This is a genomic window from Nocardia sp. TBRC8007, from assembly GCF_056629435.1.
Map to the genome: position 1 here is coordinate 13,455 of NZ_JBWSOR010000001.1, position 23,120 is coordinate 36,574.

Annotated in this window: 14 protein-coding genes, 1 tRNA gene, 1 pseudogene and 1 CRISPR repeat array (1 of these 17 only partly in view); of the genes and pseudogenes, 11 read left to right on the top strand and 5 right to left on the bottom strand. The window is 64.4% G+C overall.

What is annotated here, in order from left to right:
• Positions 1–653: direct repeats of the CRISPR family, unit length 29 nt; unit sequence GTGCTCCCCGCGCCCGCGGGGATGAGCCC; it begins 356 nt to the left of the window's first position.
• Between the two features lie 68 nt (positions 654–721).
• From istA to ACX4ZE_RS00075, 6 genes and pseudogenes are all read left to right on the top strand, one after another.
• Positions 722–1,954 (top strand): annotated as a pseudogene (gene istA / locus ACX4ZE_RS00050) (IS21 family transposase).
• Complete coding sequence (istB, locus tag ACX4ZE_RS00055) at positions 1,954–2,742, top strand: IS21-like element helper ATPase IstB (protein ID WP_480271163.1); 789 nt, start codon at positions 1,954–1,956, stop codon at positions 2,740–2,742. The pseudogene istA and the gene istB overlap by 1 nt, the downstream one beginning before the upstream one ends.
• Positions 2,743–2,880: 138 nt before the next feature.
• A complete protein-coding gene (locus tag ACX4ZE_RS00060; RefSeq protein ID WP_480271164.1) occupies positions 2,881–3,306 on the top strand; it encodes a hypothetical protein in 426 nt (141 codons plus the stop codon).
• 142 nt (positions 3,307–3,448) lie between these two features.
• Positions 3,449–3,979 carry an ATP-binding protein gene (locus tag ACX4ZE_RS00065; protein ID WP_480271165.1) on the top strand — a complete coding sequence of 177 codons (531 nt, stop codon included), beginning with the start codon at positions 3,449–3,451 and terminating at the stop codon, positions 3,977–3,979.
• A gap of 544 nt (positions 3,980–4,523) precedes the next feature.
• Positions 4,524–4,721 (top strand): hypothetical protein, encoded by a 198-nt coding sequence (locus ACX4ZE_RS00070; protein ID WP_480271166.1) that lies wholly within the window; start codon positions 4,524–4,526, stop codon positions 4,719–4,721.
• Positions 4,715–6,979: an N-6 DNA methylase gene (locus ACX4ZE_RS00075; protein ID WP_480271167.1), complete on the top strand. Its 2,265-nt coding sequence runs from the start codon at positions 4,715–4,717 to the stop codon at positions 6,977–6,979. Before ACX4ZE_RS00070 ends, ACX4ZE_RS00075 begins: the two co-directional genes overlap by 7 nt.
• A 744-nt stretch (positions 6,980–7,723) precedes the next feature.
• On the opposite strand, the gene ACX4ZE_RS00080 is transcribed toward ACX4ZE_RS00075, so the two are convergent.
• A complete protein-coding gene (locus ACX4ZE_RS00080) occupies positions 7,724–8,302 on the bottom strand; it encodes a hypothetical protein (protein WP_480271168.1) in 579 nt (192 codons plus the stop codon).
• A gap of 291 nt (positions 8,303–8,593) precedes the next feature.
• Positions 8,594–8,675, bottom strand: a tRNA-Leu gene (locus tag ACX4ZE_RS00085).
• Between the two features lie 386 nt (positions 8,676–9,061).
• Between ACX4ZE_RS00085 and ACX4ZE_RS00090 the strand changes: the two genes are divergently transcribed.
• Both ACX4ZE_RS00090 and acpS read left to right on the top strand, forming a co-directional pair.
• Positions 9,062–18,379, top strand: coding sequence for a fatty acid synthase subunit beta domain-containing protein (locus ACX4ZE_RS00090; RefSeq protein WP_480271169.1), 9,318 nt, complete (start codon positions 9,062–9,064; stop codon positions 18,377–18,379).
• Positions 18,380–18,455: 76 nt separating this feature from the next.
• Positions 18,456–18,893 carry a holo-ACP synthase AcpS gene (gene acpS / locus ACX4ZE_RS00095; protein ID WP_480271170.1) on the top strand — a complete coding sequence of 146 codons (438 nt, stop codon included), beginning with the start codon at positions 18,456–18,458 and terminating at the stop codon, positions 18,891–18,893.
• 40 nt (positions 18,894–18,933) lie between these two features.
• On the opposite strand, the gene ACX4ZE_RS00100 is transcribed toward acpS, so the two are convergent.
• Positions 18,934–19,554: a TetR/AcrR family transcriptional regulator gene (locus tag ACX4ZE_RS00100; RefSeq protein WP_480271619.1), complete on the bottom strand. Its 621-nt coding sequence runs from the start codon at positions 19,552–19,554 to the stop codon at positions 18,934–18,936.
• 286 nt (positions 19,555–19,840) lie between these two features.
• On the opposite strand from ACX4ZE_RS00100, the gene ACX4ZE_RS00105 reads away from it, so the two are divergent.
• Positions 19,841–21,124, top strand: a complete 1,284-nt coding sequence (locus ACX4ZE_RS00105; protein ID WP_480271171.1) for a hypothetical protein — start codon at positions 19,841–19,843, stop codon at positions 21,122–21,124.
• 69 nt (positions 21,125–21,193) lie between these two features.
• On the opposite strand, the gene bcp is transcribed toward ACX4ZE_RS00105, so the two are convergent.
• Positions 21,194–21,667 carry a thioredoxin-dependent thiol peroxidase gene (gene bcp, locus ACX4ZE_RS00110; protein ID WP_480271172.1) on the bottom strand — a complete coding sequence of 158 codons (474 nt, stop codon included), beginning with the start codon at positions 21,665–21,667 and terminating at the stop codon, positions 21,194–21,196.
• A 163-nt stretch (positions 21,668–21,830) separates the two neighbouring features.
• On the opposite strand from bcp, the gene ACX4ZE_RS00115 reads away from it, so the two are divergent.
• Positions 21,831–22,052, top strand: a complete 222-nt coding sequence (locus ACX4ZE_RS00115; RefSeq protein WP_480271173.1) for a DUF3618 domain-containing protein — start codon at positions 21,831–21,833, stop codon at positions 22,050–22,052.
• A 62-nt stretch (positions 22,053–22,114) separates the two neighbouring features.
• Here ACX4ZE_RS00115 and ACX4ZE_RS00120 read toward each other — a convergent pair whose 3' ends face one another.
• Positions 22,115–22,471 carry an excalibur calcium-binding domain-containing protein gene (locus ACX4ZE_RS00120; protein WP_480271174.1) on the bottom strand — a complete coding sequence of 119 codons (357 nt, stop codon included), beginning with the start codon at positions 22,469–22,471 and terminating at the stop codon, positions 22,115–22,117.
• Between the two features lie 166 nt (positions 22,472–22,637).
• Between ACX4ZE_RS00120 and ACX4ZE_RS00125 the strand changes: the two genes are divergently transcribed.
• Entirely contained in the window at positions 22,638–23,102 is a 465-nt protein-coding gene (locus tag ACX4ZE_RS00125) for a MarR family winged helix-turn-helix transcriptional regulator (RefSeq protein WP_480271175.1), read from the top strand.
• Positions 23,103–23,120 lie beyond the last annotated feature (18 nt).

Sequence of the window (23,120 nt, forward strand, 5' to 3'; positions counted from 1 at the left end):
GGCCACGAGGGCGTGCTCCCCGCGCCCGCGGGGATGAGCCCTCGAGGAGCGTCAGCAATGAGCGCCGAGCACCGTGCTCCCCGCGCCCGCGGGGATGAGCCCGCACCCACGACTCGCCGATCTCCGCGCGCAGCTGTGCTCCCCGCGCCCGCGGGGATGAGCCCGATGCACACGCCGCGGGTAACACCCGGTTTCGGTGCTCCCCGCGCCCGCGGGGATGAGCCCGTCTCGACGCCCGCCTCGCCACTTCCGCGAGAGTGCTCCCCGCGCCCGCGGGGATGAGCCACACTGGGTCCCGCAGGTACTATGACTGACCCCGGTGCTCCCCGCGCCCGCGGGGATGAGCCCCTCTGCGTCGGCGAGGATCTGCGCCTCGATGTGTGCTCCCCGCGCCCGCGGGGATGAGCCCGAGCGTGAGATCGACCAGACCAGCCGACCCGGGTGCTCCCCGCACCCGCGGGGATGAGCCCGTAGGCGAGTACATCACGCCGATGAAGATCCCGTGCTCCCCGCGCCCGCGGGGATGAGCCCTGCTCGAACCAGCCCGGTGTCCCCGGCGTGACGTGCTCCCCGCGCCCGCGGGGATGAGCCCGGCATTGCGGGGCCGAAGTCGACAATGCCGATGTGCTCCCCGCGCCTGCGGGGATGAGTGTCGGCGCTCTTCCAAAACCCGGCCATTGGCGCTCTTTGAAAAGTAGGCCACCCAACCAGTATTGGTCGGGTGATCAAGTTGCAGGACTGGGCGGAGATTCGGTATCTCCACAAGAGCGAGGGCCTGTCGATCAGGGCGATCGCGAGGCGGACGGGTTTCTCACGGGACACGGTGGTTCGGGCGGTCCGGTCGGATTCGCCGCCGAAGTATTCGCGGGTGTCGGGGCCGTCGGCGTTCGAGCCGTTCCAGGCGCGCGTGCGGGAGCTGTTGGGTGAGTTCCCGTATATGCCGGCGTCGGTGATTGCCGAGCGGGTCGGGTGGGTGGGGTCACAATCGTGGTTTCGGAAGAAGTTCGCTGGTCTGCGCCCGGAGTATGCGCCGAAAGATCCGGCCGACCGGTTGAGTTACCTGTCGGGTGATCAGGCCCAGTGCGATCTGTGGTTTCCCCCAGCGCAGGTCCTGTTGGGTAGTGGGCAGGTCGAGGCGCTGCCGGTGTTGGTGATGGTGGCGTCGTTCTCGCGGTTCATTACCGCGACGATGCTGCCGACCCGCCAAACCCCGGATCTGGTGGCGGGGATGTGGTTGTTGATCGATGGTCAGTTGGGTGCGGTGCCGTGACGGCTGTTGTGGGACAACGAGTCCGGTATCGGTTGTCATGGCCGGCTGGTGGCCGGGGTGGTCGGGTTCACCGGGACGATCGCGACTCGGATCGTGCAGTGTCGTCCGTATGATCCGGAGTCCAAGGGCATCGTCGAACGCCAACCAGTATCTGGAGACCTCGTTTCTACCTGGTCGCCGGTTCGCCTCACCCGCGGATTTCAACACCCAGCTGGGTGAGTGGCTACCGAAGGCGAACTCCCGGCGGGTTCGCAGCATCGACGGGGTCCCCGCTGAGTTGATCGGCGCGGATCGTGCGGCGATGGGCGAGTTGCCGCCGATCACCCCGACGGTCGGGTTCAGCACCCGGACCCGGTTGCCACGGGACTACTACCTGCGGGTGATGGGCAACGACTACTCGATCGACCCCAGTGTGATCGGCCGGATGGTCGATATCCACGCCGATCTCGACACCGTCACCGCCCACTGCGCCAGCGCCTTGGTCGCGGTTCATCCTCGGGTGTCTGGGCGCGGCGACGGATCGTCACCGATGCTGCCCATGTCGAGACCGCTGCCCGGTTGTGTGCCGCATACGGGCATCCCACACCCCCACAGCCCGACGACGGCCCACAGGGTTTAGTGCGCAATCTGGCCGATTACGACGTCCGTTTCGGTGTCGACTTCGACGCCGAGGGGGTTGCGTGATGGCCGCACCGAAAGACACCGCTAAACAGATCGAGTACTACGCCGCAGCGTTGAAAGCCCCTCGTATCCGTGACAGCGCTACCCGGCTGGCCGATCAGGCCCGCGATGCGGGCTGGACCCATGAGGAATACCTGGCGGCGGTGTTGTCGCGGGAAGTGTCCTCACGGGAGTCCTCCGGAGCGGAGATGCGGATCCGCGGAGCCGGGTTCCCGGCACGCAAAGCAATCGAGGAGTTCAACTTCGACCACCAGCCCTCGCTTAAACGTGACACCATCGCGCACCTATCGACCAGCGCGTTCATCGACAAAGCCCAGAACGTCGTGCTGCTCGGGCCGCCCGGCACCGGGAAAACTCACCTATCGATCGGGCTCGGTATCGCCGCGGCCCAGCACGGTCACCGGGTGTTGTTCGCGACCGCGGTCGAGTGGGTCGCCCGCCTGCAAACCGCCCACCAACAAGCCCGCCTCGCCGCGGAGTCGGCGAAACTGCGCCGCTACAGCCTGCTGATCGTGGACGAGGTCGGCTACATCCCGTTCGAGCAGGACGCGGCGAACCTGTTCTTCCAACTCGTATCAAGCCGATACGAACACTCGTCGCTGATCCTGACCAGCAACCTGCCGTTCTCCCGCTGGGGAGACGTGTTCAGCGACCACGTCGTAGCCGCCGCCATGATCGACCGGATCGTCCACCATGCCGAGGTCCTCACCCTGAAAGGCAACAGCTATCGACTGAGAAACACCGAAATCGACACACTGCCCAGCCACCGCAACGACGGCACGGCAGACTAACCAACAACCATCAAGTGGCCGATTTTGAAAGAGCGCAACCGGCCCGGAATTGGAAGAGCGCTGACAGCCCCGCGCACGCGGGGATGGTCCGCGCCCGCTGCGGTCGATCGGGTACGCCCGCACCTGACATCCTCGTCGGTGTCGCAGAAGACACGCCGCAATGGGCGGTGTTGGGTGATGCGGCCGGGGCGCAAGACCGCACTCGACCCCAACGAGACGCATACACTCAGCCTGTTCGGCGTCCAGGGGGGTGGGAAGAGCTACACCCTCGGCTCCATCATCGAAGGCGCCACATTTCCCGCTCCGGATATCAACCACCTGCCACACTCGCTCGCGACAATCGTCTTCCACTACAGTAGCGATCGGGACTATGCTCCCGAATTCACCTCGATGATCGTCGCCAACGACCACGAGAGCCAGATCACCCAGCTACGGGAGCGCTATGGCGCCGAACCGGCTGCGTTGGAAGACATTCTGCTGCTCACCCCCCACAGACCAACTCGAGATACGTCGCCGCGAGTTTCCGGACATCGATGTCCAGCCGCTCCTCTTCGGATCGGGTGAACTGCAGATCAACCACTGGAAGTTCCTGCTCGGAGCGGTCGGCAACCAGTCGCTGTATCTCCGTCAGCTCACCCGGATATTTCGGAAACACCGCTCCGATCTGAGCCTCGACACGATTCGAAACGCGGTCGCCGCCTCGGACATGGCCGACAACATGAAAGACCTTGTCCGGCAGCGGCTCGAGCTTGCCGAGCCCTATATCGACGACACCGTGCGCATCTCCGATTATGTACGTCCCGGACGACTCATCATTGTCGACCTGCGTGACGAACTCATCGAGAAGGACGAAAGCCTGGGCCTCTTCGTCGTGCTCATGCAACTTTTCGCCCAAGCCACCGATGATGGCGGGCACTTCAACAAGCTGGTCGACTTCGACGAGGCGCACAAGTACATCGGCAGTCCAGAACTCGTCGATGTGCTCGTCGCGTCCGTCCGCGAGATGCGCCACAAGGGGATGAGTATCCTTGTGGCCAGCCAGGACCCGCTGTCGGTGCCTACATCACTTATCGAGCTCTCCGATGTCGTCATCATGCACAAGATGACCTCGCCCGCCTGGCTGAAGCACATCCAAAGGCCAACGCTGCCCTCAGTACCCTTCGATCCGAACAGCTTGCCCGTCTTCAGCCTGGCGAAGCATATCTGTGGGCGGGAAAGGCGACCGAGCGCTCGTTGACCCATGGGGCGGTTCGTGTCACCTTGCGCCCGCGGGTGACACGGCATGGCGGCGCCACGAGGACAGCGCATGGGTGATCCTTTGTCAACTCCCGATTCAAGGCGTATCCACTAGCCAAGGCCGGTGACGTCCCCTGTTCACCGCCCGGGGTCCGCGCATCCCCGCAGTCAGGGGATTGTGGATCTACCAGTATCTCATCTCTCTGCTCACCGGTGCTCGACCAGAGTGGCCAGCGGCGAGATAGACCCCGTTCTGGGCGGTAGGCGACCTCGGATCGGTCGACCGATGATGGCTGATGTTGGTGTTGCGGACGGTTCAGGTGGCCCAGCACCGCATTTGCGTAGTATTACTACGCAAATGATTATTTGTTGAGCTACACAGCCCAGAAGCGTGGAAGATAGCGTATCTAGCTGCACTAATTCCCTACTGGTAGCAGTTCATACGTGGCATTCTTGTGATACAAGAGGCATCTAGCCAATTGAGACTGGTGTGGTGTTCGTGGAAGGCTTGGACACACAGCGTCACTACGACTTTCGAGGCGATCATGTCTACCGAACCGTTCGAACCCCCGCGGCCCGACCGTCCCTCCACTGTTCCCGGCCTCATCGGCACCATCCTTGACGCCTTCTTGTTCGGGCGAGCGGGTTGGAAACAAGCACTGCTCGTGGTGTTCTTGGCGGCGACACTGACCTCGGTCGCGGTGGTGGCGATGCTGATGCTGCGTTCGGTGTTGCCATGGTGAGCAATGACGTTCCACTCGACCAGCGGATGACCGCGAGCGAACTGGCAGAAGCGATCGAGATCGACCAGGCCACTATCGCAAAATGGCGGCGGCGCGGTCGTGGCTTTCCCGAGGGGCTGCGCTATGGCAGGGTTCGGACCTATAGCGTTGGAGAGTTGTTGACCTGGTTGGACGCTCGGCCGATTCCGGTTCGGAGCCTGCGGGTGGAAGGGGATGCCGAAGCCACGTACGGCGCCCGGTTGCGGAGCCACCTCGTGCTCCGGAGCGTACCGGTCACACTCCGGTCCGGTCCCGACGATCCCGCCTCGGCGGTGCGGCATGCGAAAGCCCTCGCCTATCGAGGGTTCCCCGGTACGGCTTCGGTCGCGGTGCTGGATGCCGTGCTGGTGTTGACTTTCGTGTGGGTGGTCGATGAGAACGGATGGGAACGCATCGAATCGCACCGGGGCGCACGGGCTTCTATCGTGGCAGAGGTCGACGCGGTGCTCCGCAGGCATGGCATCGCCGGAGTCGCGGCAACCGTGTTGGGTGCACTGGAGCCTGCGCGGCCGGACGCGATGAGCCGACTGGTGAACATCTGTGCGAAACTGGGCGTGCGGGGATACGAGGCGATCCACCGCGAACTCGCCGCCGCCGAGGGACGGGATGCGTCGACCTATCCGACGCCGCAGGCGGTGGCGGAATTGATGGCCGGATGCGTCATACCCCTCTCTGGGGCGCCCATGACGGTGGCCGACCTATATTGTCGGCACGGGGAACTGGTTGGTGCTGTCGCCGAGGCCTGCTCCGGTCAGGGGGTCGATGTCGAGGTGTCCGGTCACTATCCGCGCAGGATGCATCGAGTACGGATGTCGCTGATCATGCGTGGGCATCGGGTCTCGAGCAATATCACCGCCATTGAACCGTGGTGGCGGGCTCCGAAGCGTCGCAATGACGCGGTGGTGGTCAACCCCCCCTTCAACCAGGAGTTGGGAGCAGCCGCTATCACCTGGGACTACGGTATGCCGCCGGAGCGCAGTGCGAACTTCGCCTGGCTGCAGGTCGCGCTGAAAGCAACGGCGGAGCACGGGCGGGCAGCGGTGTTGATGCCGGTGTCGGCAGCGATATCACCGGATGAGCATGAACAGTCGATCCGCAAGGAGTTGGTGGATCAGGGCGCGGTTAGGGCGGTCATCAGACTGCCGAGGGAACTATTCCCGGTGTCGTCGGTAGATACGACGGTGTGGGTGCTGGAACATCCCCGCCGTCGAGGACCCCAGGTGCGCATTGTGATGGTCGATGCGACCTTGCTGAAGTTCAAAACGCGCGAGCGTGAGCGGCCGGTGCTCGCAGGTGCGGAGCAGATCTCCGCCTTGGTGCGGGATCCCTTCGGTCTGGTTCCAGGGGAATCTCGCAGCGTCGTAGTCGAGCACGCGATCGGGCCTGCGCGGGTGGTCGCGGTACCGGTCAGCGCAATAGCGGCGCAGAACTATCGGTTGACACCACACATCTACCTGGCCGATGAGAAGATCGCTGGCGAAGTGAGTATCCGGCGGATCACCGAATCCGCTCACTCGGCCCAGATGGCGCTTCCGGAGGTCCGCGCTCCCCGACCGGTAAAGCTACTGTCCGTGCGCGAGGATGCCCTGTTTTCCGGGTATCCCGCGAATTGGGAAGTACGCAAACTCGGCGAGCTGTGCGAGATCAAGGCGGGCACGCGCCGACTCACCAAATCACAGATCTTGACGAGCGATGATGCGGACGTACCGGTGCTCAGACCCAGTAGTCTCAAACCCAGGCGCATCCTCGACGACGCTCTCGACCGCACCACCGAGAAAATAGCCCAGGAATTCGCGAAATACCGCCTGAGCGCTGGTGATCTGCTCACGGTTCGAGCCGGGCAGGTGCAGTATGTCGCCATAGTCGGCGCAGATATGGACAAGTGGCTGTTCGACTCGAATCTGACCCGTGTCCGAGTTCGAAAGGACGTCGAGGTCGACTCCGGTTACCTTCTCGAATTCCTGCTCTGTCGGCGGACCGGCGACCGGATCAAGGCAACCGCATCGGAGCATGTCGCGCCGACGATGAGCGTTCGGGAACTCGCCGATCTCGAGGTTCCTGTGCCACCAATCGAACAACAGCGGGCGATCGCTGCCGCGCTGGCAGAACGCGAACAGCACATCGTATCTTTACGTACGGCACTTCGGGCTGAAGAGGAGGGGCGTGATGTGCTGGCAGAAGCATTGATCGCAGGTGTCGTCGGGATAGATGAGATGTAGTCGGCGGAATCCCTCGGTACGCGCCGATCGTCTGGCTCAGGGGAGAGTGATTCCCAGCGCTGCGGGAACTGCGATCTTGGCCACGATCGGTGTATAGAGGTCGACCTCGGTGCTTATGCGGATCGAGATGATGAAGCTACAGCGTACAGGCTGGTTGATCTTCTCGCTGCGGCGGTTGTTTTTCCATCAGCCCCCGACAGGATAGACCGCGATGCGATCCACTAGGCGAGATCAGCCGCGGACCCTTCCCAGATGTCTTGGTGCAGAGAACCATGCGCGCGTTGTTTTCGCCGAGCAGCCAATGGCGCGAGCCGTTCTGTGGTCGGTCGCCGATTTCCTAATCTCGCGCCTCTTGATTGACCCTTGCGATGAAATGCTGTACGTCAGTCTCGAGAGGACCGCGCAAGACGAACCGTAGTCCGTGGCGAGCCGTAGGCTTAACGGCTGTTCCAGCCGCGCCGGGAGGCTGCGGGTTTGATGAAGTGCAGCAGTGTGATGCGCAGCTGCACTTTGGCTTGAGCGGGTGCGTAGAGCTCGGCTGTTGGTATGGGTAGGTCGTGAAGCCGGAAATTACTCGAGACCCGGTTTGTTCCGGCGAAGGGGACGAGTTGGTTCTGAGCGACAAGTATTGCGGTGCTGGTGGCATTGGCTCTGGTTAAAGTTAACGGTAGTTTGTTGGGTCAGGTTGGGAGGTAGAGGTGCAGACCGTGGCCTGCGTCGACGGTGTCGATCAGCTGTCGTAGTTCAGGTGGTGGGGGCGCGTTCGACCACGCTGCCCAGCAGTGTCGTAGCGTGAGCGAGGGGGTCAGCCAGGCGCGGACTGCTCGGATAGCCTTGGACCAGCAGAGGATTCGTGCTCGGGTCCTCCTGGGGTGAGGCCCCCCTCTCTCCGGGACGGTCCGATGTGGTGTGCTCCGGGGCGTGCGCGGGGTCCGGGTGGTCGAACCAGTGTGCCCAGCAGAAGCTGAACGCGCAGTTGACGAGGGTTTGGTGGCGGCGGATGGCGATATCGGAGCGGACCTGGAAATCGGCCCAGCCCAGTTCGTCTTTGACCTGTTTATAGCTTTGTTCCACCCAGTGCCGTAATCCGTAGATCCGGGTGATCTCCGCCAGAACAGCGGGCGGGTAGCCGCTTTCGTTCGCGCGGGGTGAGCCGGGGCGGGGCAGGTCGGTGGCCAGGTACCAGGTCGACTTCTCCGGCAGGGTGGCCGGGTCGCGGGTGACCACCACCAGCCGGGTCGACCCGTCGGGCTCCCACCAACCCAGCTGGGCATCAGCGGCCCACCAGGTTTCGGTGTGCCCGTCACGGAAGACCCGCCGCACACGAGACCACGCGCCGGGCCGGCTCCGACCATATAGATGTCGGGCTTGATCGGCCATTTGGCGCCGAAGCGCAGGGAAGTGCGGCTGCGCGAGGAAAGTTCACCGGCCAGGCAAGTCCAGTTTCGAAGCTGGGATCGATGTGGGCGAGTTCGGTCTGGTGTGGGCTGACGAACCGCTTGATGCGCTGCACATCGAGCCATGCGACAAGGCAGTGACAGAGATGCCGGTGGGTGCCGGATCCGGAGCGGTTCGGTGCGGAACCAGCACCCCGCAGGGCCTGTTGCCGAGCTGTGCGCGAGAGGGGACTTGAACCCCTACGTCCGTGGACACCAGAACCTAAATCTGGCGCGTCTGCCATTTTCGCCACTCGCGCTCGATGGTACGACCGTCCAAACTCTACCGGGCGTTTCGGTCATAGCGAAGCATGGGGTGGGCGTGGCGTACCCGTCGGTAACCTCACCTGGGCTTATAACAATTTGGAAACCAGCAACATGAGGGGAGCTCATGTTTCCTACGTGTTGGTAACTCGATGGACCAGCGGGTTCGAATATGAGGAAGAGTCATGTTTCGCATTGTTCTGGTTCGCTCGTACCTGAATACTCATCGGTAGCGACGCTATCGAGGGGCAAACGTGAGGATTTCCTCATAATTCTGTGTCATCCTCGCCTGTATCAGGCCGATCATCCGCGATCATCCGCGTATTGGTAGGGACCGGCGTGTCGCCAGGGCATGTCGCACGGAAAAGGAAGTCGAAGAGTCTTGACGATCAACGAGAGCACCAAAGTCGGAGCCGGACATGGCTCGAAAATGGTTGCGTCCGCGCGGAAGGCCGCGACGGAGGAGGTGCGGTCGCCACTGTTGGATCGTCTGCTCGACGGCGCGCCGTATGCGCTTGCCTTCGGTGGGCAGGGGGCGCAGTGGTTGAGCGAGCTGGAGGGGATCGGCCGCGATAGCGCGCTGGAACCAGAGTTGGACGCACTGGTCAATGAGGCGGAGGCCTTGCTAGAGCCGGTTGCGGAAAGATTGCTTGTGGTGCGCCCTGTTGGTTTCGACCCGATCGGTTGGATGCTGGAGAACGAGCTCGCCGAGGCGGAGGGGGTTTCTGCGACGCCGTCCGAGCAGATGTTGTACTCGGCCGCGGTGTCCATGCCTGGTGTGTTGTTGACCCAGATAGCGGCCGGGCGGGCGTTGCGGCTGCAAGGTTTGGATGTGGGCGAGCATGCCCCGGTCGCGATCATCGGGCATTCGCAGGGAATCCTCGCGACCGCTGCGGTCGAGGCGGGCGGCGCGCGCGATGCGGAGTTGTTGGCGATTGCTCAGATAGTCGGTGCGGCAGCGAGTTTGGTGGCGCGGCGGAGTGGGTTGATGTCGGTGGGGAAGCATTCGCCGATGGTCGCGGTGTCGAATGTCGATCCCGCGCAGCTGCGTGCCGTGGTGGCCGAGGTGTGTGTGGACGTGGACCCGGATGCGGCCGTGGTGGTTTCGATCCGCAATGGTCGCAGGCGTGTGGTGTTGTCCGGACCGACTGCGCAATTGGAGCGGGTGCGTCAGCGGTGTGCGCAGATCCAGGACGAACAGTCGAAGGAACGGGACGCGAAGATTCGGGGCGGCGCGGTGTTCGCTCCGGTATTCGAGGACGTGGCTGTCGATGTGGCGTTCCATCACCCAGCGCTGGCCGATACCGTCGATCTGGTATTCGGCTGGGCTGCCCAGTGCGGTCTGGATGCCGAGCTGGCAGCACGTATGGCGCAGCAGATGCTGGTGGATCCGGTCGACTGGGTCGACACCATCGAGGGCGTTATCGAGTCTGGTGCGCAGTGGGTGCTGGACCTGGGACCGGGTGATCTGTTGTCGCGCGTCACCGCGGGCATGCTGAAAGGCACCGGAGTCGGCATAGTCGCCGCCGCGACCAGGGCCGGGCAGCGTAGTCTGCTCACCCCGGGCGCGGCGCCGGAGCAGGCGGTTCCGTGGTCGACGTTCGCGCCGCGGCCAGTACGGTTGCCCACCGGACGCATCGTGGTCGAAACCGCTTTCACGAAGCTGACCGGCCGTTCGCCGATTCTGCTCGCGGGTATGACCCCTACCACGGTTGACGCGAAGATCGTCGCCGCCGCGGCCAATGCCGGCCACTGGGCGGAGCTGGCCGGTGGCGGCCAGGTGACCGAGCAGATCTTCACCGACCGGGTGGCCGAGCTGAAACAGCTGTTGCACCCTGGGCAGGCGGTGCAGTTCAACTCGTTGTTCCTCGATCCCTATCTGTGGAAGCTGCAACTGGGCGGTAAGCGCCTGGTGCAGCGGGCCCGTTCGGCGGGGGCGCCGTTCGACGGCGTTGTAGTGACCGCTGGTATTCCGGAGTTGGCCGAAGCCGTCGCTCTGATCGAGGAACTCACCGAGGTCGGTATCTCGCACATCGCGTTCAAGCCGGGCACCGTCGCCCAGATCCGTGCTGTGCTGCGGATCGCCGACGAAGTTCCGGACTATCCGGTGATCATGCACATCGAGGGGGGGCGGGCCGGTGGACACCACTCTTGGGAAGACCTGGACGACCTGCTGTTGGATACCTACGCCGAGTTGCGCAACCGCCCCAATGTGGTGGTATGTGCCGGTGGTGGCATCGGAACCCCCGATCGCGCGACGCTGTACCTCACCGGTGAATGGTCGGTGCGGCACGGCTATCCCATGATGCCGCTGGATGGTGTGCTGGTCGGCACTGCGGCTATGGCGACTCTGGAGGCTACTACCGCGCCGGAGGTCAAGCAGCTGCTGGTGGATACTCCCGGCACGCCCGATTGGGTGGGCGCGGGTACCGCGTCCGGTGGAATGGCTTCGGGACGTAGTCAACTGGGCGCCGATATCCATGAGATCGATAACGCCGCTTCGCGTACCGGTCGGCTGCTCGACGAGGTGGCCGGAGATGCCGACGCGGTCGCCGCGCGTCGGGACGAGATCATCGCGGCGTTGAATGCCACCGCCAAACCGTATTTCGGTGATCTGACGGCGATGACCTACCAAGACTGGCTGGAGCGCTATATCGAGCTCGCGGTCGGCCTGGATCGGCGCAAGGACTTCGATTGCGGCAGCGACCTCGGCGATGCCATCGCTGATGCCACCCGCTCGGTGTGGCTGGATGTTTCCTGGCGCGAGCGATTCGCGGAGATGGTGCACCGCACCGAGTCCCGGCTGCATCCGGTCGATCGCGGTGAGATCCCCACGCTGTTCGCCGACGACGCGGACTTCGAGAACCCGGTCGCCGTGCTGTGTGCCCTGAAGGAACGCTATCCGGGCGCGGCGCAGGTACTGCTGCATCCGGCCGATGTCTCGTTCTTCGTATCGCTGTGCAAGTCCCCGGGCAAGCCAGTGAATTTCGTACCGGTGGTGGACGGCGATGTGCGTCGCTGGTGGCGTTCGGACTCACTGTGGCAAGCGCACGATCCGCGCTATTCGGCCGATCAGGTGTGCGTTATCCCCGGCACGGTTTCGGTCGCGGGAATCACCAAGGTCGATGAGCCGGTCGGTGAGCTGTTGGACCGCTTCGAGCAGGACACCGCGTACTCGCTGCTGCGCGCAGGCGCGGTACCGACCTCGGTAGACGCGCGGCGCACCGCGGGCGTTGTCAGCGGCCCGATCGATGCCGTGCTGGCCGCGCCGGATGTCCAGTGGGCCGGGCGCACCACTATCAATCCGGTGCATCGGCTCGGAGAACCGGCCGACTGGGTCGTCGATGGGCAGGCCGCAGTGCATCCCCCCAGCGGTGCGGCGCTCGTCGAAACCACCGGACCCGAGCAGGAGCACTCTTACATCGAACTGAGCGTTCCGCTGGCGGCGAGCAACGTGATCCGCATCCGGATCACTGTGCCCGCCTCCGTGTGCGCAGGCGGCGCTCCGGTAATCACCGAAGCCGATGCCGACGCGGCCATGGCCGCACTGCTCGCCGTCGCAGCAGGGCAGAAGCTTCCTGAGGTCAAGGGCAAGGTCGCACATGTGAACTTGGCCTGGACACCGGATCTCATCGCCGATCACGCCGGCGTCACCGGCTCCGGGCTGCCCGCCACGCTGAGCACCCTCGGCCGGATTGTGCCCGACGTGCTGGTCGGTGCTTGTTGGCCGGCCGTGTTCGCGGTACTCGGCGCCGCCCGCACCGAGGAAGGCGGCAGCGTTATCGAGGGCATGCTCGATTTGGTGCACCTCGATCATCAGATCCGGCTCATCGCGGACCTGCCCGCTGAGACCAGCGTGCTGTCGGTGCGCGCGGAGGCGGGGCAGAGCCTCGACACCGACCTCGGCCGCGTTGTCGAGGTGCGGGTGCGGATCACCGCTATGTTGGACAAGCCGGAGACCGGTATGTCCATGCCGGTGCTGGCCGAGCTCACCGAGCGGTTCGCGATCCGCGGACGCAACGGCACGGGTGAACTCACCGATCCGCCCCGTGCCGCGGGCATGGTGTCCGATAAGGCCACCGACACTCCGCGCAGGCGGCGGCGCGACGTCGGTATTATCGCGCCGCGCACTATGCGTGCTTTCGCCGCGGTCTCCGGCGACCACAACCCGATCCACACCAGCGATTCCGCCGCGAAGCTGGCCGGGCTGGGCAGCCCGATCGTGCACGGTATGTGGCTGTCGGCCGCCGCGCAGCACGTCGTATCGGCGGTCGATCCGGTGAGTTCGGTTCCCGCACGGACATTGACCGCGTGGACTACCCGCTTCCTCGGCATGGTCCGCCCCGGCACGCCGATCGACGTGCGCGTCGAACGTATCGCGATCGATGCGGGCAGTGAGATCCTCGAGGTTTCCTGCCGGAGCGGCGGCGAGCTGGTGATGACCGCGACCGGTCGCACCACGGCACCGAAGACGGTTTACGCGTTCCCCGGCCAAGGCATCCAGCGCAAGGGGATGGGCTTGGACGCCCTTACCCGATCGAAGGCAGCCAAAGCGGTCTGGGAGCGTGCAGACAAGCACACCCGCAAGGTGCTCGGTTTCTCGATCCTCGCCGTCGTACGGGACAACCCGACCTATTTGAAGGCGCGCGGCGTCGAGCATCGGCATCCGGACGGTGTATTGCATCTGACCCAGTTCACCCAGGTCGCCATGGCGACCCTGGGTGTCGCCCAGGTGGCGGAACTGCGTGAATCCGGAGCGTTCGTCGAGGGTGCGATGCTCGCGGGCCACTCGGTCGGCGAGTACAACGCGCTCGCGGCCGTCGCCGGGGTGCTTCCGCTGGAGGCGGTGCTCGAAGTGGTGTTCCAGCGTGGCTCGGCGATGCATGAGCTGGTACCGCGGGATGCGCAGGGCCGCAGTGACTATCGGATGGCCGCCATCCGCCCTTCGCAGATCGGGCTGCCCGATGATCAGGTGATCGATTTCGTCGCGGACGTCGCGACACGGGCGGGCGAATTCCTCGAGGTAGTCAACCTCAACCTGCGCGGCGCGCAGTATGCCATCGCGGGCACCGTGGCGGGTCTTGCGGCACTGGAAGAGGAGATCGATCGGCGCCGAGAGGAATTCGGGGGTAAGCGCGCATTCATCCTGGTTCCGGGGATCGACGTGCCGTTCCACTCCACCGTGCTGCGCGCGGGTGTGCCGGAGTTCCGGCACAAGCTCGAGCAACTGCTGCCCGTGGACCTGCGACCGGAGATCCTGGTCGGTCGCTATATACCGAACCTGGTGCCCAAGGCGTTCTCGCTGGATCGGGCATTCATCCAAGAAATCGTGGATCTGGTGCCCTCCGAACCGCTCGCAATGATTCTGGCCGACTTCGACAGCTGGACAGCCCGTCCCTCCGAGCTGTGCCGTGTGGTGTTGGTCGAGCTGTTGGCCTGGCAGTTCGCCAGTCCGGTGCGCTGGATCGAGACTCAGGATCTGCTGTTCACCGATATCGCGCATGGCGGCCTCGGGGTCGAGCGATTCGTCGAGATCGGCCTCGGTACGACACCGACGGTGGCCAACCTGGCAAGCCAGACATTGAAGCTGCCCGCTTTCGGCGGCGCCACGATCGAGGTGCTCAATATCGAGCGTGAGGCAGCGATCGTGTTCTCGACCGATACCGACCCTGCTCCTGCCGAGGAACCGACCGAAGAACCCGTGGCGTCAGCGCCCGCCGTCCCTGCTCCGGTTGCCGCCACCACGCCGAGCGCCGCGCCGATGCCGAGTTCGGCGGGCCCGCGTCCGGAAGACATCGCGTTCACCGCTGCCGATGCCACTCGCGTGCTGATCGCACTGTGGACCAAGCTGCGGCTGGACCAGATCGGTCTGGTGGATACCATCGAAGGGCTGTGCGACGGCGTTTCCTCCCGGCGTAATCAGCTGCTCGTCGACCTCGGCTCCGAACTCTCCCTCGGTGCGATCGACGGTGCGGCCGACGCCGATATGGGGGCGCTGTCGGTGACGGTAGAGCGATTGGCTCGTACCTATCGACCATTCGGCTCGGTACTCACCGACGCAATCAATGATCATCTGCGTAAAGTGTTCGGTCCGAGCGGCAAGCGCCCGGCCGCCATTGCCGAGCGGGTGCGCAAAGTCTGGGAACTCGGTGACGGGTGGGCCAGCCACGTCACTGCCGAGGTGTCGCTGGGCACCAGGGAAGGCGCGAGTGTGCGCGGCGGCGAGCTCGGCGGACTGGTTGCTGGTGCGCTGAGCGATGCCGCTTCGGTCGACATGGCCATCGATACCGCGGTACAGGCCGTCGCGGCCCGTCGCGGTGTCACAGTGTCGCTGCCCACGGCCGCCGGTGGCGGGGGCGCGACCGTCGACGCGGCTGCCCTCGGTGAGTTCACCGATCAGATCACCGGCCGCGATGGTGTGCTGGCCACGGCCGCGCGTGTCGTGCTCGAACAGCTCGGTCTCACCGAACAGGTTTCCGCGCCGGAGGCGACTGACGACGCGCTGGTGGATCTGGTCTCGGCTGAATTGGGTTCGGACTGGCCGCGCTTGGTCGCACCGGTGTTCGACGCACGCAAGGCGGTGTTGCTGGACGACCGGTGGGCCACGGCCCGTGAGGATCTGGCCCGGCTCTGGCTCGCCGACGACGCCATCTGCGTAGATGAGTCGGTCACAGGATTCCTCGGTGCGGGCGAGGCCGTTGCCGCGCAAGCGAAATGGTGGCGGCAGCGGGCCATGGGCGAGGCGCGATCCATGCTTGCCGGGCACTATGAGCGCATTGCCGAAGCGGCGCTGAGCGGCGCTGAGCCCGGGCAGTGGTCTGCTGAAGTCGCGGTGATCACCGGCGCGAGTAAGGGATCGATTGCCGCGGCGGTGACCGGCAAGCTGCTGAGCGGTGGCGCCACGGTGGTGGTCACCACCTCATCGCTGAACGACGACCGACTCGCCTTCTACCGGACGTTGTACCGGGACAACGCCAGACATGGCGCGGTCCTGTGGATCGTGCCCGCGAACATGGCGTCCTATCAAGACGTCGACGCGCTGATCGACTGGGTCGGCACCGAACAAGTCGACCAGGTGGGCGGGGCGAAGGTCACGGTGAAGAACGCGATGTCCCCGACGCTGATGTTTCCGTTCGCGGCGCCAAGGGTGGCCGGCGACCTCGCGGACGCGGGCGCCCGTGCGGAGCTGGAGATGCGGGTGCTGCTCTGGTCGGTCGAACGACTGATCGGCGGTCTGTCCGCACTGGGCGCCGATTACGAAGTGGACGCGAAACTGCATGTGGTGCTGCCCGGCTCGCCCAACCGTGGCATGTTCGGCGGAGACGGCGCCTATGGGGAGTCGAAGGCGGCATTGGACGCGGTGGTCGCCAAGTGGCGGGCGGAGAAGTCGTGGCCGAGTCGAGTCACCCTGGTGCATGCGTTGATCGGCTGGGTGCGTGGTACTGGCCTGATGGGCCACAACGACCCGATGGTCGCGGCGGTCGAGCAGGCGGGCGTGCATACCTGGTCTACCACCGAGATGGCCGACGAACTGCTCAAATGGTGCACCGAACGGGCCAGGAGCATGACTGCGACCGGGCCACAGAAGATCGACCTGACCGGCGGATTGGCCGAGGCGAAGCTGGATCTGCCTGCGTTGGCCGAGCAGGCCGCCGCGTCGGCGGAGCCCGAGACCGCAGTGGAATCGGAGAAGACGATCCCGGCACTGCCCGCACCGCCTGCCATGACCTCAGCGCGGCCGATGCCCGAATGGGGCGAGGTGACCGCGGATCTGACCGATATGGTGGTCATTGTGGGGGCTGGCGAACTCGGGCCGTACGGTTCGGCACGTACCCGCTTCGAGATGGAGGTCTCCGACGAGCTGTCGGCGGCGGGTGTGCTGGAACTCGCTTGGACCACTGGCATGGTCTCTTGGGAGAACGATCCGAAACCCGGATGGTACGACGTGGCCTCCGGCGACTACGTGCCCGAACACGAGCTGGCCGAGCGTTATCACGACGATGTGATCGCCCGCTGCGGTGTGCGTCGCTATGTGGACGACGGTGCCATGATCGACAATTCCATCCCTCTGATGACCTCGGTCTTCCTCGACCAGGATCTGTCGTTCACGGTGGGCGGAGAGGCTGAGGCCCGCGCCTTCCATGCCGCTGATCCGGAACGCACGGTGATCACGCCGGTCGCGGATTCCGGCGATTGGACCGTGATGCGCAAGGCGGGCACTGAGATCCGTGTGCCGCGCCGGGCCAAGCTCTCTCGTACTGTCGGCGGCCAGATCCCGACCGGCTGGGATCCGACGACGTGGGGAATCTCGGCCGATATGGCCGCCTCGGTGGACCGGGTCGCGTTGTGGAACATCGTGTGCACAGTGGACGCGTTCATCAGCTCCGGGCTCAGCCCGGCCGAGCTGATGAGCTGGGTGCATCCCTCGTTGGTGGCCAATACCCAAGGCACTGGTATGGGTGGCATGTCCTCGATGCGGTCACTGTATATCGATAACCTGCTCGGTGAACCGCGTCCGAACGACATTCTCCAGGAGGCGCTGCCGAATGTGGCGCTGGCGCATGTGGTGCAATCCTACGTCGGTAGCTATGGCGCGATGGTGCATCCGGTGGCGGCCTGCGCGACTGCGGCGGTGTCGGTGGAGGAGGGCGTCGACAAGATCCGGCTCGGCAGGGCAGAGTTGGTGGTCGCGGGCGGCTATGACGATCTCGGTATCGAAGGCATTGTCGGCTTCAGTGATATGTCCGCTACCGCGGACTCGTCGGCTATGAGCGCCAAGGGCATCAGTGATCGGTACTTCTCTCGGGCCAACGACCGGCGCCGTGGTGGGTTCGTGGAATCACAAGGTGGTGGCACGATATTGCTGGCCCGTGGTGATATCGCGGTAGAGCTCGGCCTGCCGGTGCTCGGTGTCGTGGCCTATGCCCAATCGTTCGCCGATGGTGTGCATACCTCGATTCCGGCACCCGGTCTCGGCGCCCTCGGCGCGGGCCGGGGCGGGCCAGAGGCACGGTTGGTCACGGAGCTGCGCAAGCTCGGTGTGCGGCCCGACGATATCGCGGTGATCTCCAAGCACGACACCGCGACCGCGGCCAATGATCCGAATGAAGCGGAGCTGCATGAGCGGTTGGCCACCGCGATAGGGCGGTCCGATGGCGCCCCGCTGTTCGTTATCTCGCAGAAGAGCTTGACCGGTCACTCCAAGGGCGGTGCGGCGGCTTTCCAGCTGATCGGATTGTGCCAGGTGCTGGAAAGCGGTGTGGTGCCTCCGAATCGAAGTCTGGATTGCGTCGATGACAAGATGCGCGAGTATTCGCACTTGGTGTGGGTGCGTGAGCCGCTGCGCTTCGGCGACCGGTTGCCGTTCAAGGCGGGACTGGTGACCTCGCTCGGCTTCGGACATGTTTCTGGCTTGCTCGCTATGGTGCATGCGGAGGCCTTCATTCAGGCCATCGAACCGGGGCGACGCGAAGAGTACCAGCGCAGGGCGCAAAAACGGCAGCTGTCGGGCAGGCAGCGGTTGGCCGATGCGATGTGCGGCGGTGCGCCGCTGTATGAGCGGCCCACGGATCGCCGCCTCGGTGGAGAAGGCACACCGGCCGAACGGATGCGGCAGTTGGAGGCCGATGTGCTGCTGTCGCCAGAAGCGCACTTGGCCGAGGACGGCGCGTATCGTGCGAGTGGGCCGGGATGCGAGTAACCGTAGGTGCGGCGAGGCAACTCGCCGCACGGGGCTCGTTTCTCAGCTCGCCGAGCACATCGTAGGCTGTCCGCCTATGACGATTCTCGGTATCGGCTTGGACTTGGTGACTGTCTCCGAGTTCGCCGAACAGCTCGATCGCGTCGGAACCACTATGCTCCGCGAGAGTTTCACAGCAGGTGAGCGTCGCTACTGCCAGAGTAAAGGGACCGACCCGGCGCGCAGTTACGCTGCGCGGTGGGCTGCGAAGGAGGCGGTGCTGAAGGCATGGGCGTCCTCACGGTTCGCCCGCAGCCCACAGATCGGGGACAACCCCTATCCGCTGATCGAGGTGATCAATGACGCATGGGGCAGGCCGAGCATCAAATTGCACGGCCTCGCCGCCGAATTCCTGCCTCGGGTACGGGTGCACCTGTCGCTGACCCACGACGGAGACATCGCGGCCGCGATGGTGGTGCTCGAAGATCCGGGCGAGCTGGCCGATCTCATCGAAGGCCGCGACAGCGTCAGTTGAAGTACGCGATGGTCCCGGTTGCCATCGGGACCATCGCGTACTACTCCTGTTCGCCGGAACGCGATTCCTTTTCCGCGACGAGCAAGTAGGCCACCATCAATCGCTTGAGTTCGGCGACCGCTTCCGCGTTGCTCTGCCCGTTCTGGACGGAGAAATTCAGCATCGAATAGACCACATGCACCAGCACTTCGGCCATCATGGTGCGCCGAGGCCGTGGGGTACGTGGGGTGAGTGGTCGCAGCATCTGCGATACGACTTCGGCGAACTGTTTCTCATGGATCGCGCCGGTTGTCCTGGTGGAGGGAGTGGACTGCATGGCGAGCCAGACTTCACGTCGGGACGGGTCGGTCATCCAGAGATTGGCCAAGTGGTCGACGAACTGATTCATGTGCCGCAGCCAGTTCAAGGATGGGACCTCACCATGGAAGTCGGCTAGCTCCTGGGCAACAGCAACCAGATCTTGGCGATTCAGCTCACAGACGATGACGTATTTGTTGGCGAAGAACTGATACAACGTGCCGATCGGCACCTCGGCTCTGGCCGCCACTTCTTCGCATGTGAACGATTCGAACCCCACCTCGACGAGCAATTCTCTCGATGCCTGGAGTAAGGCGTCGAACTTGCGTTTGCTGCGTTCCTGCGTCGGCCTGCGTCGCGGCATGAGCTCTTGCGGGTCGTCCTGCAGCTCCAACGCAGGGTCCAGACGGCGTTTCGACCTGGCCTCTGCGCGTACTTCCACCCATCTAGGCTACCGCTGGGACACGCCTGCGTTACCCGCATCAGCTTTTCGAGTCCAGCGGCGTCGATTTCCCCCTTACCCGAACAAGGTGTGGTATAGAACACATATCGAGCATGCGCTTATCTCGACATGTGTTCCGAGTAGGGGTGTTATCGCCGCTTATAGCGAGCCGGAGAGCCGGTCGATATGCAGAGGGAAGGCGTGAGCAGTGGTAGCTGAATCTTTGGTGACTCTCGGCGTTTCCACCGAACGCGGCACCGTGCACGCGGTCGCGCTCGCCAAGGGCGAGGAGTTGACCGAGCGGGTGCTGTCCCATCGAACGGAACCAGCTGGGGACAGCGAGGAAGATGTGGCGGCGGCGGTAGCGGCCGCGCTGGACGCACTGGCTGTTCAGCTCGGTTCAGATCGGGAGATCGGTGGTGTGGCGGTCGCGTACCGGGATACCGCGCACCGGCGAGCCATCGTGACTCGGTTGGCGTCCGGCCCGTGGCATACCGCTTCGATGGTTTCGGCGAAGGCGGCTCACCTGAGTGCGGCGGGCATGATGACTCGGCTCGATGCCTTCGACAATCTTCTGGTCTGTGAGGTGGTTCGAGGATATCAGGCATTCACCCTGGTAGACCGAGGCCGCCGTCGGGTGCTCGCGGCGGTGGGGCAGGCCGTGGGCGCGACGTGGCAGTCACTGGATACAACTATGACAGCACTGGATACAACTATGACAGCGATATGGGATCAGCTGGATGCGGCCGAGGCACGACCGGATGCGGTGACAGTGATCGGTTCGGAGGCCGGGGAGCCCGCTGTGCGGGCTGCGGTAGGGGGGTTCGGAGTGCCGGTGTTCCCGTGTACGTTGGCAGCCTTTGCTGCCGCAGCAGGTGCCGCGGCGAATGTCCGCATGGAAACAGAGACCTATATTGAGCCGGTAGCCGAGCCGTATCGGGCACGCGGTGGGGTGGCGTTGTTCGCGGCGGCCGGTGTGCTGGCAGGCGGGGTGGTCGCAGGCGGAGGTTATGTGTTCAAAGGCCCTTCGCATCCGGCGGCGAGTGTGGTTGTTGCCGAGGCCAGGGCAGACAGTATCGAGGCAGTCGAAGTGGGAGCCGTCTCGGGAGAGCCGAATTCGAGCCTGCGCAGTATGGCGGACAGTCCGATCGCAAGCCCACTCGACTCCGGCACCGGCTCCGCCTCGACCGCTGTGCGGTATCCAGGGCAGCGTTCGGATGCCTTCTTCGGCAGAGGCCCGGTGCCGTCGGTCGCACCGGTGCCATTGGTCGCCGCGGGAACTGCGAATGAGGCGGATGCGGATACCCAGGCACCACAGGTGCCTGGGACCGGGATTCCTTCTAACCCTAAGCTGGGCGCGCCTAATGGTGCGCTGCTCTTTCCTGGTGAAGCCCCGCCCCCCGCCGCCTTCACCCCTGAGGCCGCGGACTGGTGGGACGAGCACCTGCGTTTGATGGCGCAGTGGGCTATCCAGCAGGTGCTGCCGATTTGAGCACTGTCGCAGGGTAGTGGCCGAGCGCGGCCCGGCGTTATTGTGCTATCGAGCTTTTCGTCGGGTTTACTACACCGATAGATCGCGACGCAGTTTGGCGACGTGGCCGGTGGCGCGGACGTTGTACTGGGCCACCTCTATCCTGCCTTGTTCGTCTACCAAGAAGGTGGAGCGGATGACGCCGACAACTGTCTTGCCATACATGGTTTTCTCGCCGTAGGCACCCCATGCGGTGAGCACGGCTCGATCCGGATCCGACAACAGCGGGAAGGTCAGTTTCTCAGTGTCACGGAACTTGGCCAGTTTCGCGGGCTTATCCGGCGAGATACCGATAACGTCGATGCCCGCGTCGCCGAGGTCGGCCAGGTTGTCGCGGAAATCACAGGCTTGCTTTGTGCATCCAGGGGTGCTCGCCGCAGGGTAGAAATACACGATCACTTTACGGTCGCGATAGTCGGCGAGCGAGATGCTTTTTCCGTCGGAATCGGGCAGCGTGAACTCCGGAGCCAGGTCGCCGGGAGAGAGTCGATAGTTGGTGGTCATCTTCAGCACGGTAATCGAATCTCCGGATCGGGAGTCGGCCGCGCGGCCTCATACCTCTGGGCAGGGTGGATAGACTCATTCGCGCGCCTTGGCGCTCCGAGGACTACCTGATGTACGTGATCAGCGGGCCCAGGCGCGGCAATCGACAACAGGAGGCTGAAACGTGGCAAGGGATACCGAGCGGATCGAACGGGATATCGAAGCTGCCCGCACTCGGCTGGCGAGCACACTCGATGAGCTTGCGGTGCGCACGGATCCACATCGGATCGCGGATGACACCAAGCAGATCGTGGTCGCGAAGTTGAACGACCCCAAGGTTAAATACAGTTTGATCGGCGGTGGCGCCTTGTTCGTCGGGCTGGTGCTGCTCAAGCTCTTCCGCTGAGCGGGAGCAGCGTCACCCGGCGCGGCATTGCCTACCGGGTGACACCACCCTCGGGGTTCGATTCAGACCGTCGGGCAGGCGAAGCCATCGCCGTCGGGATCCAAGTGCGGGCCGTAGCCCGGTTCTCCGCGAAACAGTGGTGCGCGCCCGGCTGCGCGGGCCGCATCACAGTTGGCGAAGGTCCCACCTGCCGAACCGGATTGTGTCAGACCAGCTGATCCGGTCATAGCTGAGCCGGTGTCGATGGCTGAGGAGCCGGTCCCGGCGGAACCGGTACCGGGTGGAGGGATGGCCGAGGAACCGATCCCGGCGGAACCGCTCGCGGAACCAGTACCGGGCGGGGCAGCCAAGGCAGCGGGTGCGGCCAAAAAGGTCAGCCCTGCGGCGACCACGCTGACAGTGAGTCGGCGAACGTTCATATATCCCTCTGTACGTTTATGTTTACTGTGGCGATTGGGCGCCCGGCCGGACGCCGCATCCACTGTTGTGACGGCTCGCTGTCTTGTCAACAGACAAGGCTGGAGCCAGTGGAATCTCTTGAAACTTTTGTTTCCGTGTCAACCAAAAGTGGCTACACTTCACTCCATGGTCCAGTGGTTGCGCGACGACGAGCAGAAGACCTGGCAGGCATATGTGCGACTGCGCCAGCGTTTGGACGGTGCGATTTCCGCCGGACTGGCCGAGGACGGGCTGTCTTTGGCGGATTACGAGTTGATGGTGGCATTGTCCGCGACGCCCAATGGCTGTCTGCGCGCTAAAGAGCTGGCCACCGAGGTGTGTTGGGAGAAGAGCCGGTTGTCCAAGCACCTGGCCAGAATGGATGCCCGTGGGCTGGTCGAGCGTAGGCCCGCGACGGAGGATGCCAGAGGCATCATTGTTCAGCTCACATCGAGCGGGCGTACCATATTGGAGCGAGCCGCGCCGAACCATGCGGACTTGGTCCGCCGCGTGTTCATCGAGCCGATGTCGACAGCGGAGGCTCGGGCGCTACGCGCGCTCGCGGACAAGGTAATTGCCGAAGTCGGGCAGACAGCCGAGTCTCGAGTCTGATCAGCCGGAGCTCGGCGA

Bases quoted from the DNA above. Each gene is read 5' to 3' on its own strand.
- ACX4ZE_RS00065 (WP_480271165.1), top strand. From the start codon at position 3,449: ATGGCCGACAACATGAAAGACCTTGTCCGGCAGCGGCTCGAGCTTGCC.
- ACX4ZE_RS00070 (WP_480271166.1), top strand. From the start codon at position 4,524: ATGTCTACCGAACCGTTCGAACCCCCGCGGCCCGACCGTCCCTCCACT.
- istB (WP_480271163.1), top strand. From the start codon at position 1,954: ATGGCCGCACCGAAAGACACCGCTAAACAGATCGAGTACTACGCCGCA.
- ACX4ZE_RS00075 (WP_480271167.1), top strand. From the start codon at position 4,715: ATGGTGAGCAATGACGTTCCACTCGACCAGCGGATGACCGCGAGCGAA.
- bcp (WP_480271172.1), bottom strand. From the start codon at position 21,667: ATGACCACCAACTATCGACTCTCTCCCGGCGACCTGGCTCCGGAGTTC.
- ACX4ZE_RS00125 (WP_480271175.1), top strand. From the start codon at position 22,638: ATGGTCCAGTGGTTGCGCGACGACGAGCAGAAGACCTGGCAGGCATAT.
- ACX4ZE_RS00100 (WP_480271619.1), bottom strand. From the start codon at position 19,554: ATGCCGCGACGCAGGCCGACGCAGGAACGCAGCAAACGCAAGTTCGAC.
- acpS (WP_480271170.1), top strand. From the start codon at position 18,456: ATGACGATTCTCGGTATCGGCTTGGACTTGGTGACTGTCTCCGAGTTC.
- ACX4ZE_RS00120 (WP_480271174.1), bottom strand. From the start codon at position 22,471: ATGAACGTTCGCCGACTCACTGTCAGCGTGGTCGCCGCAGGGCTGACC.